Raw genomic sequence first — 15,564 nt, 5'->3', positions numbered from 1 at the left:
AGGGTCGAGGTGAGCAACCGGGTCCAGAGCAGCTGCTGGGAGGACAGCACGCGCACGGTATCTTCGCGCAGCCCCAGCAGGGTTTCGAAATTGGCAGCGCTCATGCTGACATTGCCCTGCAGGAACTGGGACACCAGCAGGTCAGAAATATTGGGCGGATGGGCCATCACCAGCCGGGTGAAGGCAAACATCAAGAAGGGTGAGAGCGCCAGCAACAGGGTGAGCGCATTCATCAGCCGCAGCTGGGCACCAAAAGCATTGGCAAGTCGAGAGTGAGACAGGAGTTTTCGCGCCGCGAGCCAAAGTAGAGTGCCCGCAAGAACCAGAAGATTCAGATCCAGATAGCCATTGATCAGCGCGTCAGCTTCCATTGTCCCCCAACCTTTCGTTCAGCAGCGCCCGCATCTCAACGAGCATGTCGTCGGTTACTTCCTCATCCTCAACAAGACGGGCGACCAGGGCCGCGGGCGTATCGTTGAACAGCTTGCTCGAAAGGTTTTTCAGAGAGGTTTTTTGATACTCTGTTTTGGGAATGGCGGGGCGGTAGATCAGCGAGCGGTCAGCCCTTTCACTGGTCAAAAAGCCCTTTTGTTCCATAATCTTCAGAACGGTTGCCACAGAGGTATAGGCGCGTTCCTGTGCCTGATTGAGCACCGCCAGGATTTCCCTGACAGTGCCGCCCCCGGTGGCCCAGACGACGGTCATGAATTCAAGCTCAACCTCGGTCAGCAGTGAATTGTCCTGTTTCTTACGCATGTCGTCTTATGTCCGGTCCATTTTGGTCTTTGAACGATGTTAGGGGATGCGGGGGCATATTGAAAACTATTTCTTTAGCAGAGCCGTGGTTCAGGACTGGGCCCAGTTAAAAGGAGCGCTTCCGCGCGCCTATTTTCCGAACAGCACCAGGTGACATGTCGACCGAGAGGGCGGTTCAAGGCGCGCGCGGCCTTGGTGGGCTGAGAAGGCCTTGAAGGGCAGGTTTGCCTTCAAGGCCCATGTCCAGTGTGTTTAAGGTTTGCGCATCAAGGGCGGGCCGCTGGCGCGGGGCCTATGGCCCCCTTGACCCGCTGATTGCAGCAGGCTGCGTCAGACCTTCCAGAAGGTGAACACCCCCCAGAGAATGGCCAGCCCCAGGGGCCACCAAAGCGGCATGCCGACCAGCCCCAGCCAGGCCAGGAAGATATAGCTGGTGCCCAAGAGGGTGATGAACAGGCGATCCCCCCGGGTGGTGGTGAGTCCCAATACGCCTTTGCGGGCGTCGCCGCCGGGAGTGCGGATCTCTAGTAGGACCAAAAGGCCGATGGCAGAGAAAATACCGATAAAGACCAGTGCAGTGGGCCAGGTCCAGGCCATCCATGACAGCATTACACTCTCCCCATCGCAAAACCTTTTGCGATATAGTTGCGGACGAACCAGATCACGATGGCCCCCGGAATGATTGTCAATGTGCCCGCGGCTGCCAAGAGGCCCAGCTCGTAGCCCGCGCTGGAGGCTGTTTTGGTCATGGTGGCGGCGATGGGTTTGGCCGCCACGGCCGTCAGGGTCTTGGCCAGGAGCAGTTCTACCCAGGAGAACATGAAGCAGAAGAAGGCAGCCACGCCGACGCCGGCTTTGATCGAGGGAATGAAGATAGTGCCAAAGAAGCGCGGGAAGGAATAGCCGTCCACATAGGCGGTCTCATCAAGCTCTTTGGGGATGCCGCCCATGAAGCCTTCGAGGATCCAGACCGCGAGGGGGATATTGAACAGGCAATGGGCCAGGGCCACCGCCAGATGGGTGTCAAAGATGCCCACTGCCGAATAGAGCTGGAAGAAGGGCAGGGCAAAGACCGCCGCTGGCGCCATCCGGTTGGTCAAGAGCCAGAAGAACAGCTGTTTGTCGCCCAGAAAGCGATAGCGCGAGAAGGCATAGGCGGCCGGCAGGGCCACAGCGACCGAGATCACCGTGTTGATGCTCACGTAGATGATCGAGTTGATATAGCCCCAGTACCAGGAGGGATCGGTGAAGATGGTGGCGTAGTTTTCCAGCGTGAAGGTCTGCGGGAACAGCGAGAAGCCGGAGAGGATTTCGTTTGTAGTCTTAAAGCTCATCGCCACCAGCCAGTAGATCGGCAGCATCAGGAAGAGGATATAGACAATGGGGATGATAGATCGTTTTTGCATCTCTCAAACCCTCCTTAGTTCAGATCGTCTTTGGTCATCAGGGTGTAAAACAGCCAAGAGACCAGAAGCGTGATTGCAAAGTAGATGAGCGACATGGCAGCGGCGGGACCGAGGTCAAACTGACCCAGGGCGATTTTCACCAAGTCGATCGACAAGAGCGTGGTAGAGTTACCGGGGCCACCACCGGTGAGCACAAAGGGCTCGGTGTAGATGTTGAAACTGTCCATGAAGCGCAACAGAATGGCGATGGTCAGGACGGTTTTCATCTTGGGCAGCTGGATGAAGCGGAACACCGCCCAGTTAGAGGCACCGTCGATCTTGGCGGCCTGGTAATAGGCATCCGGGATCGAGACCAGCCCGGCATAGGCCAGAAGCACCACCAGCGAGGTCCAGTGCCAGACATCCATGGTGACAATTGTCACCCAGGCGGCCAGCGGATTCTGGGTCATGTCATAGGAAATGCCCAACACATGGTTGAGGAAATAGCCCAGGAGGCCGATATCCGGCAGGGTAAAGATGTTCCACATGGCGCCAACCACGTTCCAGGGGATCAGCATCGGCAGGGCCATCAGCACCAGACAGACCGGCACCCAGAAGCCCTTGCGCGGCATCGCCAGGGCGATGGCAATTCCGAGGGGAACCTCGATGATCAGGATCAGGAAGGTGAAGAGAAACTGACGTCCAAGGGCGGCGTGAAAGCGATCAGAGCGCAGGATCTGCTCGAACCAGTCGAGCCCCTGCCAGAAAAACACGTTGTCGCCAAAGGTTTCCTGCACCGAGTAATTGACCACTGTCATCATCGGAATGAGCGCGTTGAAGGCGACCAGGATCAGAACTGGCAGGACAAAGAACCAGGCTTTTTGGTTTTCGGTTTTCATTGCTCCGCCTCCGATGCGGTGTCGGGGGTACTGGCCAGCCAGCCGTCCACATAAAGCCGGGTTTGATCCCGGCGAAAATCGAGATGCACTGCGGCGCCTTTTTCGGGGCCTGCGCCTTCGACAATCGCATTGATGCGGCTGCCATTGGCATTGCATTCCACCACCGTGTGACGCCCCACATCCGAGACCTTGGTGACGGTTGCGGGCAGGCCTGCATCGGCCAGGGAGACAAACTCGGGGCGAATGCCCAGCTCTGTTTGGCCGGTGGCCTCGCCGCGGATGGGCCCTTCCAGCGCGATGGCCTGGGTGCCAAATCGGGCAACGCCGGCCTGCAAGTCACAAGGCAGGATATTCATCCCCGGAGAGCCGATGAAATGGCCCACGAAGGTATGCGCGGGGCGTTCAAACAGCTCCACTGGCGTGCCGATCTGAACGACCTCACCCTGCTGCATCACCACCACCTGATCCGCAAAGGTCAACGCCTCGGTCTGGTCGTGGGTCACGTAGATCATCGTCGCTTTGACGCGCTGATGCAGTTCTTTCAGTTTCGAGCGCAGCTTCCATTTTAGATGCGGGTCGATCACTGTTAGCGGTTCATCAAACATCACCACATTGACGTCTTCGCGCACCAGTCCCCGGCCCATAGAGATTTTTTGCTTGTTGTCAGGGCTCAGGCCTGCAGCCTTTTGGTCCAGCATCTCGGTGACTTCGAGCATCTCGGCAATTGCCATAACACGCGTCCGCACAGTGTCCTCGTCGCGGCCACGGTTGCGCAGCGGAAAGGCGAGATTGTCGTAGACCGTCATGGTGTCGTAGATCACCGGGAACTGGAACACCTGGGCGATATTGCGCTGATCCGGAGGCAGGGCGGTGACGTCCTGGCCGTCAAACAGGATCTTGCCTTCAGAGGGCACCAGCAGGCCGGAGATGATGTTCAGCAGGGTGGATTTGCCACAGCCCGAAGGGCCAAGCAGCGCATAGGCGCCGCCGTCGCTCCAATCCAGATCGATTTCCTTCAGCGCATAGTCTGACGGGGATTTGGGTGCGGGCATATAGCTGTGCCGCAGCTTTGAGAGTGTAATTTTTGCCATTATTAAGCCTCAGGCTGCGCGGGAGCCATCGGGTGCAAAGAAGTAGCACGCCGAAGGGTCCATGTAGAAATTATGCATTTCGCCAATCTCGTAGGGGTGCACCCCAGCCGAGAGCGAGACCCAGTTGGCATGGATCTCACCGCCAGCGGAATTACCGAGGCCAAGGTCGAAATGCGCAGAGCTTTCGGAACCGGAAAGCTCTGTCACCTGCACCTGACCAGCCAGCTGCACAGTGGCTTTTTCGCTGGCGCTGGGCAGGACGTGATAGGGGCGGATGGCGATGGAATAGGGACCGTCGCTCAGCCCGGCGGCAGGGCCGTTCAATTGCCAGCTCACCCGTGATCCCATGCGGGCGGTTGTGCCCTCTTTCACCACTGTAGCAGTATTGATCGGCGGGTCGGAAAACACCCGCGCCGCGTCCAGGTTTTCCGGGTTGCGGTAGATCTCGGCCGTGGGGCCAAACTGGGTCACGCGCCCGTCGCGCATCAGGGCTGTTTTGCCGCCCAAAAGCAGCGCCTCTTCGGGTTCCGAGGTGGCATAGACCACCACAGCCCCGCGACCGGCAAACAATTCAGGTAGCTGGTCGCGCAGCTCTTCGCGCAGCTTGTAATCAAGGTTGGCGAGCGGTTCATCCAGGAAAACGGCGCGGCTTTCCTTGGCAATCGCCCGCGCCAGGGCGCAGCGTTGCTGCTGGCCACCAGAAAGCTCGTGCGGGCGACGCTGCAGCATCGGCTCCAGCTGCAGGATCTTGGCGGCCTCAGCAACGCGGTCTTCGATCTCGGACTTCGCCATCCCAGCCACCTTGAGGGGCGAGGCGATGTTCTCGTAAACCGTCATATGCGGGTAGTTGATGAAAAACTGGTGCACCAGACTGATGTTGCGTTTCTGGGTGCTGAGCCGCGAGACATCCTCGCCCTCCATCAGCACCTGACCGCTGGCCATCGGGTCCAGCCCAGCCATCAGTTTGATCAGCGAGGTCTTGCCCGACCCGGTGGCGCCCAACAGGACGTTAAAGTGACCGGGCTCCAGCAACAAAGATGTATCCTTGATATGCTCGATCGCGCCGACGCGCTTGGTCACGTTTCTTAGTTCAAGTGCCATCGTTGTTTGACTTTCCGGCAACCGGCCCTGCAGCAAAGACTGGTAGGGGCCGTGTCTGTAGTTCGCAGGGGAGAAAGAGCCCCGAAACACAGTCGAAACAATGCTTCGGGGCGGGGTGCCGGGCCAATGCCAAAGAGGAACAGGCCCGACGGGGAGGAGCGGTTACTGCGAGGCCCAGCGGGCGACCAGCTCGTCATAGTTGACGGTCTGACCTGCAGGCTTCTCGTTCTCCAGCGGTGGCTTGGCACCGCCATTGGCATACCACCATTCGGCGTCTTTCTCTTCGTTCAGACGCGGGCCACAACCGCCGTAGATCTCAGCCTGCTCATCTGCACGCTGCATCCGGGCCATGGTGATGTCCATTTCCTCGGCCAGACGATCCATGGCTTCCTGCGGTGTAAAGGCACCGGAGTTCACGTCACCAATCTGCTGCCACCAGATCTGGGCCAGCTTTGGATAGTCAGGCACGTTCACACCAGTTGGCGACCAGGCCACACGATCGGGCGAACGGTAGAATTCGACCAGACCACCCAGGTTGGCGGCACGCTCAGAGAAGCTCTCGTGGTTGACCGAGCTATCGCGAATGAAGGTCAGACCCACATGAGACTTCTTCACATCGACAGTTTTGGACACAACAAACTGAGCATAGAGCCAGGCTGCCTGCGACCGCTCAAGCGGTGTCGACTTGAGGAAGGTCCAGGAGCCAACGTCCTGATAACCAACCTTCTGACCTTCTTCCCAGTAGGGACCATGTGGGCTTGGCGCCATCCGCCACAGCGGCGTGCCAGCTTCGTCCACGGTGTTGTTGCCTTCGGACTGTGGCTTTACCATATCGGCGGTAAAGGCGGTGTACCAGAAGATCTGCTGGGCAACATTGCCCTGCGCCAGGGCTGGCAGCGACTGGTAGAAGTCATAGGACGCCGCACCGGGAGGCGCGTATTTGCGCAGCCACTCGTCCCATTTGCGGATCGCATAGACCGCAGCCGGACCGTTTGCAGCACCGCCACGGGTGACGCTTGCGCCCGCTGGGTTACAGGAACCGGCTTCCATACGGATGCCCCATTCGTCGATAGGCACGCCGTTTGGCTCACCTTTGGAGCCGGCACCGGCCATCGACAGCCAGGCATCGGTCATACGCCAGCCAAGGTCAGGCGCACGTTTGCCGTAATCCATGTGGCCGTAGATCGCGGTTCCGTCGATTTCTTTGACGTCTTCGCTAAAGAATTCGGCGATGTCCTCATAGGCAGACCAGTTGACCGGAACGCCCAGGTCATAGCCGTACTTTGCCTTGAAGGCCTCTTGCAGGTCGGCGCGATCAAACCAGTCTTTGCGGAACCAATACAGGTTGGCAAACTGCTGATCGGGCAGCTGATAGAGATCACCATCGGGACCGGTGGTGAACTGGGTGCCCATGAAATCGTCAAGATCAAGACCAGGGTTGGTCTGGTCTTTGAAATCACCCGCCATCATATCCGTGAGGTTATGGGCCAGCTGTAGGCGCGAGTGGGTGCCGATCAGATCCGAGTCATTGACATAGGCATCATAGAGATTGCGCTGTGTCTGCATCTGGGTCTGAACCGCCTGCACCACTTCGCCTTCGCCGAGGATCTGGTGATTAACCTTGATCCCGGTGATTTCTTCAAAGGCTTTGGTGAGAACTTCCGACTCGTAAGAATGCGTCGGGATGCCCTCGGAGAGCACGTTGATCTCCATTCCTTTGAAGGGCTCCGCGGCGGTGATAAACCACTGCATCTCGCTCATCTGTTCGTCTTTGGTCAGGACCGAGGGCTGAAATTCCTCTTCGATCCATTTAAGTGCGGCTGCTTCATCGGCATAAACCGCCTGTCCCGCAGCCACGGCGCATACCGCTGCTGCGGACAAAAGATACCTGCGCATCTTTTCCCTCCCTAAAAGTCTGTAAGGTCAGCTGCGCTCTCTCGCATCTGACTGGCATTTAGCTTTCATATCGGTGTCATGGTTGTCAAACTAAAAATTTAGTTTATATGTAACTACATGAAATGATGCTTTTATTTTTGATCCTTTTTGAGGCGTCAATGGTCGGCGGAGTGAGTCTTTTTGCCACCATTTCCTTGCTGCAATGCGGCAGGGTCTTGCCATGGCTGGACTGCGCCGGGGGCGAAATAGCCATCGCAGTAGCACGCAAACCGGGGTAAGAGAGCCTCATGAGCGAAATAGACACATTCGAGATCTTCCTGACCGCAGCCCCAGGGTTAGAATCTGCCCTTTTGGCCGAAGCCCGCGAGGCGGGATTCGCCGAAGCTAAATCCGTGCCCGGCGGGGTCATCGTTCAGGGCGGTTGGCGCGAAGTCTGGCGGGCCAATCTGTGCCTGCGCGGCGCGGCCCGGGTGCTGGCCCGCATTGGCGAATTCCGCGCCTTCCATCTGGCGCAGCTGGACAAGCGGTCGCGCAAATTCCCCTGGGGCGAGGTGCTGCGCCGCGACGTGCCGGTGCGGGTCGAGGTCTCCACCAATAAAAAGTCCAAGATCTACCATGCCGGGGCCGCCGCACAGCGGGTGGAAAAGGCGCTGGTCGAAAGCTTTGGTGCGACGGTTTCCAAAGAGGCCGCGCTGACGCTGAAGCTACGTATTGATGACAATATGTGCCAGTTCAGCGTCGATACCTCCGGAGAGGGGCTGCACAAGCGGGGCCATAAATCCGCCGTTGGCAAGGCGCCAATGCGGGAAAACCTCGCGGCGCTGTTTCTGCGCGATTGTGGCTTTGACGGGCGGGAACCGGTGGTGGACCCGATGTGTGGCTCCGGCACCTTTGTCATTGAGGCCGCCGAGATTGCGCTGGGTCTGGTGCCGGGGCGCAGCCGTAGTTTTGCCTTTGAGCAGATGGCCAGTTTTGACGCCGTGGCCTATGCGGCGCTCAAGGCGGAGTTGACGCCGCAGGATGTGGGCATGACGGGGTTGAGTTTCTATGGCTCGGATCGCAATGCGGGCGCTGTGGAAATGGCGACCTCCAATGCCGAACGCGCCGGAGTGTCAGCCTGTACTCAGTTCAGCCAGCACGCGGTCAGTGATCTGATGCCGCCCGAGGGGGTGAAACCCGGTCTGGTGATCGTCAACCCGCCCTATGGCGCCCGGATTGGCAACAAAAAGCTGCTCTTTGCGCTCTATGGTGCCTTGGGGAAGACCTTGATGGAGCGGTTTTCCGGCTGGCGGGTCGGCATTGTCACCAGCGAGACCGGATTGGCCAAGGCCACGGGCCTGCCGCTGCTGCCGCTAGGGGCTCCGGTGGCGCATGGCGGGCTCAAGATCCGCCTGTTCAAGACCAATCCGCTGCCGTGACGTGAGGCTCCGCTTTACCCGGAACCGCCCCGCAGGGCATCAAGAGGCCAGAGAATTCCTGCGGGCAAAGAGCGTAAAACAACATGACGACAGATCCTATTGGTGGCCATGATGGCCCCTATGCGGCCCCCATTCTGGTGGCAGAACAATCGGTCTTGCCAGAGTGGATCGACTATAACGGCCATATGAACGTGGGCTACTACGGCCTGGGTTTTGACCGGGCGATTGATCAGCTGTTTGATCATCAGCTTGGCAATGGGGAAGCCTATGTGCGGGCAGCCGGGCAGGGGCTGTTTGTACTGCAATCCAGCATCCAGTTCCTCAAAGAGCTAAAACAGGGGCAGCAATTTTCCGTGCAGTTTCAGCTGATTGACCATGATCTGAAACGCATCCATTTCTGGGCGGAAATCCAGATGGAGGGCGCTATTTGCGCCACTCAGGAAGTCCTGGCGATGAATGTTGATCACACCAGCAAACGCGCCACGGCTTTCCCGGGCTGGCTGCAGGCCCGCCTGGCGCAGATGCAGCGGGATCACGCCAGCCTGCCGCGTCCTGCTGGCTTGGGCGCCAAGATCGGCATCCGGCGCGGCTAGCTCTTTTTGGGATTTACCGGGGCTGGCAAGCCAGTAAAAAGGGGCGCTGCAAAGCGCCCCTTTGGTGTGTTCAACAGGATGAGCTGGCCTAGATGTAATGGTCCATCTCATTGTCTTCGCTTTGGTCGGCCCCCGGGTCGTCTTGCTCTTCGACCGGCTGGTTCATCAGCGCCATGACGTCTTCTGCGCTGGGCTCGCCGTCGTCCGGCGTCCCTGGACTCTGGGCCATATTGGCCGCGTACCAGGTATCCAGCCCCTCGTCCGACACACCGCCATTGGCATAGCTTGTGCTGTTCGAGGCCGCAGCGGCCGGATCATAGCCACCGTTCAACACCTGCTGGCTGCCATCCGGATTGGTCACCACGAGCGACATTGAGCTGAGGTCAATGTCATCCAGGGTCAGGCCCGTATCGCTCCACAGGGTGAAGTTGGCGTTGTTGACCGTGCCATCGGTGCTGTCCGGCGATTGGCCAAATTGCACCATGCCGTCAAAGTTTTCCGGCACTGTGCTGCCATCGTCCAGCGTGTTCACCGCATTGGCCTGCGCCGCATGTCCGGTGACCGGCAGGGCGTTTTCATCGGGGAAGAAGTTCAACCCGGGCACATCTGCATCATCAGTCATGTTGAAGAACAGCCCGTCCACATCGGCAACTTCGCCGTCGTAGGAGGTCGGTGCCAGCTTGATGAACAGCTGGCCTTCAGGGGTCTGGGTGACCTCGACCGTGACACTGGGATCGCCATTGCCGCCGATTTCAAAACTGACAGAGGCCTTGTCTGCGCCGCCACCGGTGTCGCCACCGCCACCGCCTGTACCAGATCCACCTGTACCAGATCCGTCAGTCCCCGAGCCACCAGTCCCCGATCCGCCCGTACCGGAGCCACCTGTGCCGGAGCCGCCAGTCCCAGACCCGCCAGTGCCAGATCCTCCTGTGCCGCCGCTACCTTTGCCAGATCCGCCCGTCCCGGAACCACCAGTACCTGAGCCACCCGTTCCAGACCCACCTGTGCCGGAGCCGCCAGATCCAGACCCGCTATGGTCTTCGTCGCGCTCCTGCCACCATTTCTTTTTGCCCCAACGGCCCTTGCCGCCGCCTGAGCCACCTGTGCTGGAGCCGCCAGTCCCAGACCCGCCAGAACCGGATCCGCCTTTGCCGGAACCGCCAGTGCCAGATCCGCCGGTCCCTGAGCCGCCGGTCCCCGAACCGTGATCATCATCGTCCTGTTGCCAGTGTTTGCGGCCACCGCGTCCACCGTAGTGGTTGGCGAGCCTGTCGCTGTACCAGCTGTTCAGTCCGTCATCGCGGACACCGCCGTCGTGATAGCTCCTACTTTGGCAGGCACCCTTGCCTGCCCCGGCAGAGCGTCCGCCGCCCCAGTTCGAAAAGTTTCCCCAGCCCATGATCTACACCCTTTCACAGTTCACCCTTTCTGCCCCGGCAACGTCTCCGTTGGTCAAGCCCACAGTTGAAAGTGGACGGCAGATTCAATCGCAACAGTCTAGGGTTGGTTGGATTTTGAACCAAATTTTTGCCGCATTTTGGGCAAATTTGCCTTATTTTCCGCAAGAATTGGAAACAAAGAGCCTGGCGTTCTAGTGATTGTCCTAAATCATCCTGAGATTGCGCTTGGACCATTGCGTTTCCGCTGCGAATCGGAGCGGTCCTTTTTGGATGCGCCTTCTGCTTGGTCGCGATCTCTCCTGAAAATTGCCATTTTCTGCGCCTAAAGTGTTACCAGTAAGAGTTAGCTGGTCACCGCGCCAAGGGCGTAGGAGACACGGATAGGGCCCTCCCCCATGACGGACGGGCAAGGCAGAGGAGAGCGCCGGTGGCAGACGGAAGCTTTGATGAACGCGCGGCCTATATCAGTGCCAAGGCGCAGGAGACCCTGGGCGAAGCGCCGGATCGGATCACCACGCCCGGTGGCAAGTCGCGGTCCTCCATGCGGCTGCATTTTGGCGAGCGCAGCGCCATTGCCACCCTGCGCGATAATTTCCGACGCACCCATCTGGAGGCCTATGTGCTGGAACAGTTAGGCCCGCATTGTGACGACATACCGCGGGTTCTGGGCGTCAACGAGGATGTGTTGTTTCAGTCCGACACCGGCGAGATCCGGCTGAGCCGCGAGGTTCTGGAGCATGGTGAGGGTGATCAGGTCGAACTGGCTGCCGAGGCCTGCGCTGCGATCTTTCGCATTCATGCAGCTGCCCGCCAGACCGATCTGGGCGAGATGCTGCCGCATCTTGGATCGAACCGGGATTGGATCATCAATCTGGTGGGATCGGTGGATGCGCTACAGGCCTATTCCATGGGCATCCCCAAGGAGTTTGATTTTGTTGCCGTGGCCGAACGGATGGACCAGCCCGGGCGGCAATTTCTGAAATGGGATTGCCGGGCAGGCAATGCCGCCATTGGCGATGATGGCTTTGTGCGCTGGTTTGACTTTGAATATGCCGGTCTGCGTCACGGGGCTGAGGATTTTGCCTGGCTCATCGCCGATGAAACCTGGCCGATTGCGCCAGACCGTATGGCGGATGTGATGATCGATACCTTTGATCACAGCGCGGGCTACGAGCTTGAGGACTATCTGGATTACCTCTCGGTCTATGTCAGCCTGCATGCGGTGCAACGGCTGAAACTGATCCAGAAAGAGGTGAAGAAACGCGGCTGGCTGAGCAAGGCGCGGGTGGTCAAATACGATGATGCGGGGGTGCATCCGGACTATGCCCTGCAGCTCTGTCGGGTCGGGGCCTATTATGCGGCGCAGTCAAAACTGACCGCACCGCTGGCGCGCAATTTTGAAGCCGCGGCGCGGGCCTTCAAGGCCATCGCGGAGGGGTAGGTGTCATACCCACCAAGGGGAGACCTCGTCCGCGGGTGGGGGTGAAGCCCCCGCCCGAGGGGGCGGACGAGGGCTGCCCGACCTACCGGCCGAGCGAAGGTTGATTTCAGACCTTGATGAGGATCACAGCCCCATCTGGCGTACCGCCAGATCGCGCATGATCTCTTCCGAGCCGCCGCCAATGGCCATGACCTTGACCTCGCGGTAGATGCGCCCCACCCGGTTGCCGCGCAGATAGCCGGCCCCGCCCAGGATCTGCATCGCCTCTGAGGCGCAAAATTCGCAGGCCTTGGTGGCAAAGAACTTGGCCTTGCTCAGTTCCGCCACTGGCATTTCACCCTGATTGACCTGCCAGCAGATCATCCGCAGCGTGGCCTCTACCGCATCAATGCGGGCAGACATCTCGGCGATCTTGTGGCGGATCACCTGATGGCGGATCAGCTTCTTGCCAAAGGTCTCGCGTTCTTGTGCCCAGGCGATGCTATCCTCTAGGCAGGCCTTCATCATGCCCAGAACTCCGGCGATCAGGGTGATTCGCTCCATGTTGAAGTTGTTCATGATCGACAAAAATCCGGTGCCCTCGTCGCCCATCATATTGCTGGCGGGCACCCGGACCTCGTCCAGAAACAGTGTCGCCTGATCAGAACACCACCAGCCCATCTTGCGGGTCAGGGCCGAGCGGGAAAATCCGGCTGTCTCTGCTTCGACAAAGAACAAGGAGATCCCCTGCATTCCTTCGCCGCCGGTGCGGGCGGGGATGACAAAGTAATCCGAGGTCATGCCACCGGTGATGAAGGTCTTGGAGCCATTGATGACCCAGTGATTGCCGTCGCGCCGGGCGGTGGTTTTGAGATTGGCCACATCTGAACCGCCCCCCGGTTCTGTCACCCCCAGGGAAGACCCTTTGCGCCCCGACAGGATCTCGGGCAGCACCCGTTCGCGGATCTCATCGCAGGCCAGCCGGGCAATGGGTTCCACCGAGATGGTGCGCCCGGCCATGGCGGCCGTTACCCCACCGGCGCCGCAGCGGGCGAGCTCTTCGCTATAGGCGGCGCGCAGGAAACAATCGTCAAAGCCGAGGCCACCGTATTTCTCGTCGATGCCAAAGCCCCAGACGCCAAAGTCTCCAACCTTCTGATGCAGCTCCCAGGGGATGGCGCCGGCCTCGTCCCAATCGTCGCAATGGGGTTGGATTTCCTTTTCCACAAAGGCGCGGATGGTATCGCGAAAGGCGCGGTGCTCTTCGGTTTCAAACGGGTTTTTCATCGGTGTCTCCCTGATCGGTGCGCGCGGACATATGCGGCGCCATAATGCGGCCGAAGAGATCGACCATCTTGGTGATGATTTTTGGGTCGCGTTCATAGGGGGCCTGGGTGTGCAGCCCGCGCATGAAGCTGCGGCAGATCGACCAGAGCAGCGCCAGGTCTTCCTCGTGGCCCTGACTGGCCTGGTAGAGATGGGCGATATTGCGGTTGAAATCGTCGTTATAGGCCCAAAGCGCCGGGGTGATACGCTCACTCAGCGCCGCATCGGTGCGGGCGGCCACAAGGATTTCCATCAGCGCCCGCCCCTCGCGGGTATTGATCACCCGACGCCAGAGCAGATGCAGCTCCTCCTGCAGGGTTGCGGCTTCCTCCACATGACGCAGCAGGCTGGCCTCATCACCGGGCTGCTTTGGGCCGCGCACAGGCGCCAGCAGATGCTCCAGGGTTTTCACCATCATTTCCTCCTTGGAGGGGAAGTGATGGGTGAGTGCCCCGCGCGAGACCCCGGCCAGGGTCTGCACCCGGTTGATCGAACATTCTGAATAGCCAACCTCGTCCAGCGAGGTGATCACCGCATCAAAGATCTTGCCACGGGTTTTGGCCACGCGGGCGGGGTTGCCGCGCTTGGGGATGGCTTGCGGGTCTTTATCGCCGGGTGTGACGTTCGGTTGATCTTCGGTTCCTGCGCGCATCAGCCTATCCTTTTGACGAATCGTAAAACAGAACAGTTGGTCTGTTCAATCGCATGAATGCGCTGCCGACGCAGCGGCATTTGCCCGAGGAAGGAAAGAGAGATGCAACAAGCCGAAGATTTTCGAGCCGAAAGCCAGGCGCTGGCGGCGGCGCTGGAGGATCTGCCCGAGGCCGATCTGCACCGCGAGACCCTGTTCAAGAGCTGGACCATCGATCACGTGCTGGGCCACTTGCACCTGTTCAACGTGGCTGCAGAGACCTCGCTGCAAGGCGAGGCGGCCTTTGGCGCCTTTATCGGGCCCATCGTGAAGGATATGCAATCGGGCAAATCCATCCTCGCCTGCCAGTTCCCCTGGCTGGACGGCTTGTCCGGGCGCGCCCTGTTTGAGGCCTGGCGTGCGGGCGCCGAGAGCTGCGCCGATGCCTTTGCCAAGGCCGATCCCAAAGCGCGGGTGAAATGGGTGGGGCCGGATATGAGCGCGCTCAGCTCGATCACGGCCCGGCAGATGGAGACCTGGGCTCATGGGCAAGAGGTTTTTGACCTGCTGGGGCTGGAGCGGGTAGAGCAGGACCGCATTCGCAATATCGCCCATCTGGGGGTCTCGACCTATGGCTGGACCTTCATGAACCGCAAGGAACCTGTGCCAGAGCCTGCGCCCTTTGTGGAGCTGACCGGACCATCTGGCGCGATCTGGAGCTGGAATGATCCCCAAGAGGACAATGCGGTGCGCGGTTCAGCGGTGGAATTTGCCCAGGTGGTGACCCAGGTGCGCAACATCGCCGATACCGGTCTTGAGAGCAAAGGCGAAACCGCCGCGCGCTGGATGGAGATCGCCCAGTGTTTTGCCGGCCCGGCAGAAACACCCCCGGCCAAGGGCGCGCGTCACAAGGCGTGATCCCATTCTGGCTGGATTTTGTTCCTACGGGCTGATGCCAAAAGAAAAGAGGGGGCTCCCGCGCAGATTTGCCTCCTGCCGGAGTCTGCATCCCCTTGGGCCCAGCGCCGCCGCCCCAAGGGGGCGACGGCGCTGAACCGAGATACGGATAAGAGAAACTAAGTGGCAGGCGCAGCGGGATCAGGACAGCTCCGGGGCAGATAGGGATTGCGCTGAGGATCCAGAGGTTCAAATCGTATTTTGATCTTGGACCAGTTGTAGACAGTGTGAGACCCATTCGGCACCACAAGCACCGCATGGTACTCCAGCAAGGTACTGCCAGTTGGGCCAGTCCAGTCGGCGTAGAACCGGGGCAGGCGCATCTCGGCAATCGAATTAGGGGGTTGATAGTCAAAGGGGCCTCGGGCCAGGAGAATGCAGCCCTTCCCATGCATGTCGGTGCGTCCAGACTGTAGAGCCATGCGCAGGGCTGAACCCCAGGACCAACAACTCAGCAGAAAAATCGCCAAGAACGCGACCCGGGCCCGGCTGGGTGATTTCGTGCAATGTGGTGCAGAACCTGCCGAGAGCAGAACCAGCAAAGCGGCAATGGCCAAAACCTGATAGCCAGCAACTGCGCCGGTGGCCGAGGTCCCGATTACCACCGCCAAACCGGCAAAGAGCAACCCGGTACTCAGTACCATCAGCGCCGCAAACCAGAGACCGCTGGCGATGGAGCGCTGCAGGGGTT

General features: G+C 59.6%; 16 protein-coding genes and 1 pseudogene. 5 read left to right on the top strand and 12 right to left on the bottom strand.

What is annotated here, in order from left to right; translation table 11 throughout:
* From ABJP42_RS12600 to ABJP42_RS12565, 8 genes and pseudogenes are all read right to left on the bottom strand, one after another.
* A pseudogene (locus ABJP42_RS12600) lies at positions 1-371 on the bottom strand (M56 family metallopeptidase); the annotation flags it as partial.
* Entirely contained in the window at positions 361-756 is a 396-nt protein-coding gene (locus ABJP42_RS12595) for a BlaI/MecI/CopY family transcriptional regulator (protein WP_348340856.1), read from the bottom strand. The pseudogene ABJP42_RS12600 and the gene ABJP42_RS12595, both read right to left, overlap by 11 nt.
* 330 nt (positions 757-1,086) lie before the next feature.
* A complete protein-coding gene (locus ABJP42_RS12590; protein WP_348340855.1) occupies positions 1,087-1,365 on the bottom strand; it encodes a DUF2160 domain-containing protein in 279 nt (92 codons plus the stop codon).
* Entirely contained in the window at positions 1,365-2,162 is a 798-nt protein-coding gene (locus ABJP42_RS12585) for a carbohydrate ABC transporter permease (RefSeq protein ID WP_348340853.1), read from the bottom strand. The genes ABJP42_RS12590 and ABJP42_RS12585 overlap by 1 nt, the downstream gene beginning before the upstream one ends.
* A gap of 14 nt (positions 2,163-2,176) precedes the next feature.
* Positions 2,177-3,040: a carbohydrate ABC transporter permease gene (locus ABJP42_RS12580; RefSeq protein ID WP_348340851.1), complete on the bottom strand. Its 864-nt coding sequence runs from the start codon at positions 3,038-3,040 to the stop codon at positions 2,177-2,179.
* Positions 3,037-4,131, bottom strand: coding sequence for an ABC transporter ATP-binding protein (locus ABJP42_RS12575; RefSeq protein ID WP_348340849.1), 1,095 nt, complete (start codon positions 4,129-4,131; stop codon positions 3,037-3,039). The genes ABJP42_RS12580 and ABJP42_RS12575 overlap by 4 nt, the downstream gene beginning before the upstream one ends.
* A gap of 9 nt (positions 4,132-4,140) precedes the next feature.
* Entirely contained in the window at positions 4,141-5,232 is a 1,092-nt protein-coding gene (locus ABJP42_RS12570) for an ABC transporter ATP-binding protein (protein WP_348340847.1), read from the bottom strand.
* Positions 5,233-5,394: 162 nt separating this feature from the next.
* Positions 5,395-7,128: an ABC transporter substrate-binding protein gene (locus tag ABJP42_RS12565; RefSeq protein ID WP_348340845.1), complete on the bottom strand. Its 1,734-nt coding sequence runs from the start codon at positions 7,126-7,128 to the stop codon at positions 5,395-5,397.
* 287 nt (positions 7,129-7,415) lie between these two features.
* Between ABJP42_RS12565 and ABJP42_RS12560 the strand changes: the two genes are divergently transcribed.
* Complete coding sequence (locus tag ABJP42_RS12560) at positions 7,416-8,546, top strand: THUMP domain-containing class I SAM-dependent RNA methyltransferase (protein WP_348340843.1); 1,131 nt, start codon at positions 7,416-7,418, stop codon at positions 8,544-8,546.
* 83 nt (positions 8,547-8,629) lie between these two features.
* Positions 8,630-9,139 carry a thioesterase family protein gene (locus tag ABJP42_RS12555; RefSeq protein WP_348340841.1) on the top strand — a complete coding sequence of 170 codons (510 nt, stop codon included), beginning with the start codon at positions 8,630-8,632 and terminating at the stop codon, positions 9,137-9,139.
* 88 nt (positions 9,140-9,227) lie between these two features.
* On the opposite strand, the gene ABJP42_RS12550 is transcribed toward ABJP42_RS12555, so the two are convergent.
* Entirely contained in the window at positions 9,228-10,538 is a 1,311-nt protein-coding gene (locus ABJP42_RS12550; RefSeq protein WP_348340839.1) for a hypothetical protein, read from the bottom strand.
* Between ABJP42_RS12550 and ABJP42_RS12545 the strand changes: the two genes are divergently transcribed.
* Positions 10,537-10,734: a hypothetical protein gene (locus tag ABJP42_RS12545; RefSeq protein ID WP_348340838.1), complete on the top strand. Its 198-nt coding sequence runs from the start codon at positions 10,537-10,539 to the stop codon at positions 10,732-10,734. The genes ABJP42_RS12550 and ABJP42_RS12545 overlap by 2 nt on opposite strands.
* A gap of 232 nt (positions 10,735-10,966) precedes the next feature.
* A complete protein-coding gene (locus ABJP42_RS12540) occupies positions 10,967-11,980 on the top strand; it encodes a hypothetical protein (RefSeq protein WP_348340836.1) in 1,014 nt (337 codons plus the stop codon).
* Between the two features lie 123 nt (positions 11,981-12,103).
* Here the strand turns inward: ABJP42_RS12540 and ABJP42_RS12535 are convergent, their stop codons facing one another.
* Together ABJP42_RS12535 and ABJP42_RS12530 are read right to left on the bottom strand one after the other, a co-directional pair.
* The gene (locus ABJP42_RS12535; protein WP_348340834.1) at positions 12,104-13,246 is read right to left on the bottom strand and encodes an acyl-CoA dehydrogenase family protein; all 1,143 of its coding nucleotides are present in this window, start codon (positions 13,244-13,246) and stop codon (positions 12,104-12,106) included.
* On the bottom strand, positions 13,230-13,937 hold the full coding sequence (locus ABJP42_RS12530; protein WP_348340832.1) for a TetR/AcrR family transcriptional regulator: 708 nt from the start codon (positions 13,935-13,937) through the stop codon (positions 13,230-13,232). Before ABJP42_RS12530 ends, ABJP42_RS12535 begins: the two co-directional genes overlap by 17 nt.
* A 102-nt stretch (positions 13,938-14,039) precedes the next feature.
* Here ABJP42_RS12530 and ABJP42_RS12525 point away from each other — a divergent pair, with 102 nt between their 5' ends.
* A complete protein-coding gene (locus ABJP42_RS12525; RefSeq protein WP_348340830.1) occupies positions 14,040-14,834 on the top strand; it encodes a TIGR03084 family metal-binding protein in 795 nt (264 codons plus the stop codon).
* A gap of 158 nt (positions 14,835-14,992) precedes the next feature.
* On the opposite strand, the gene ABJP42_RS12520 is transcribed toward ABJP42_RS12525, so the two are convergent.
* Positions 14,993-15,564: hypothetical protein (locus ABJP42_RS12520; RefSeq protein ID WP_348340828.1), on the bottom strand; the 572-nt coding region annotated here is incomplete at its 5' end.

The sequence above is a fragment of the Pseudophaeobacter sp. genome, assembly GCF_039971195.1.
Taxonomy (GTDB): domain Bacteria; phylum Pseudomonadota; class Alphaproteobacteria; order Rhodobacterales; family Rhodobacteraceae; genus Pseudophaeobacter.
This window is presented reverse-complemented; position numbering and strand designations above follow the sequence as displayed.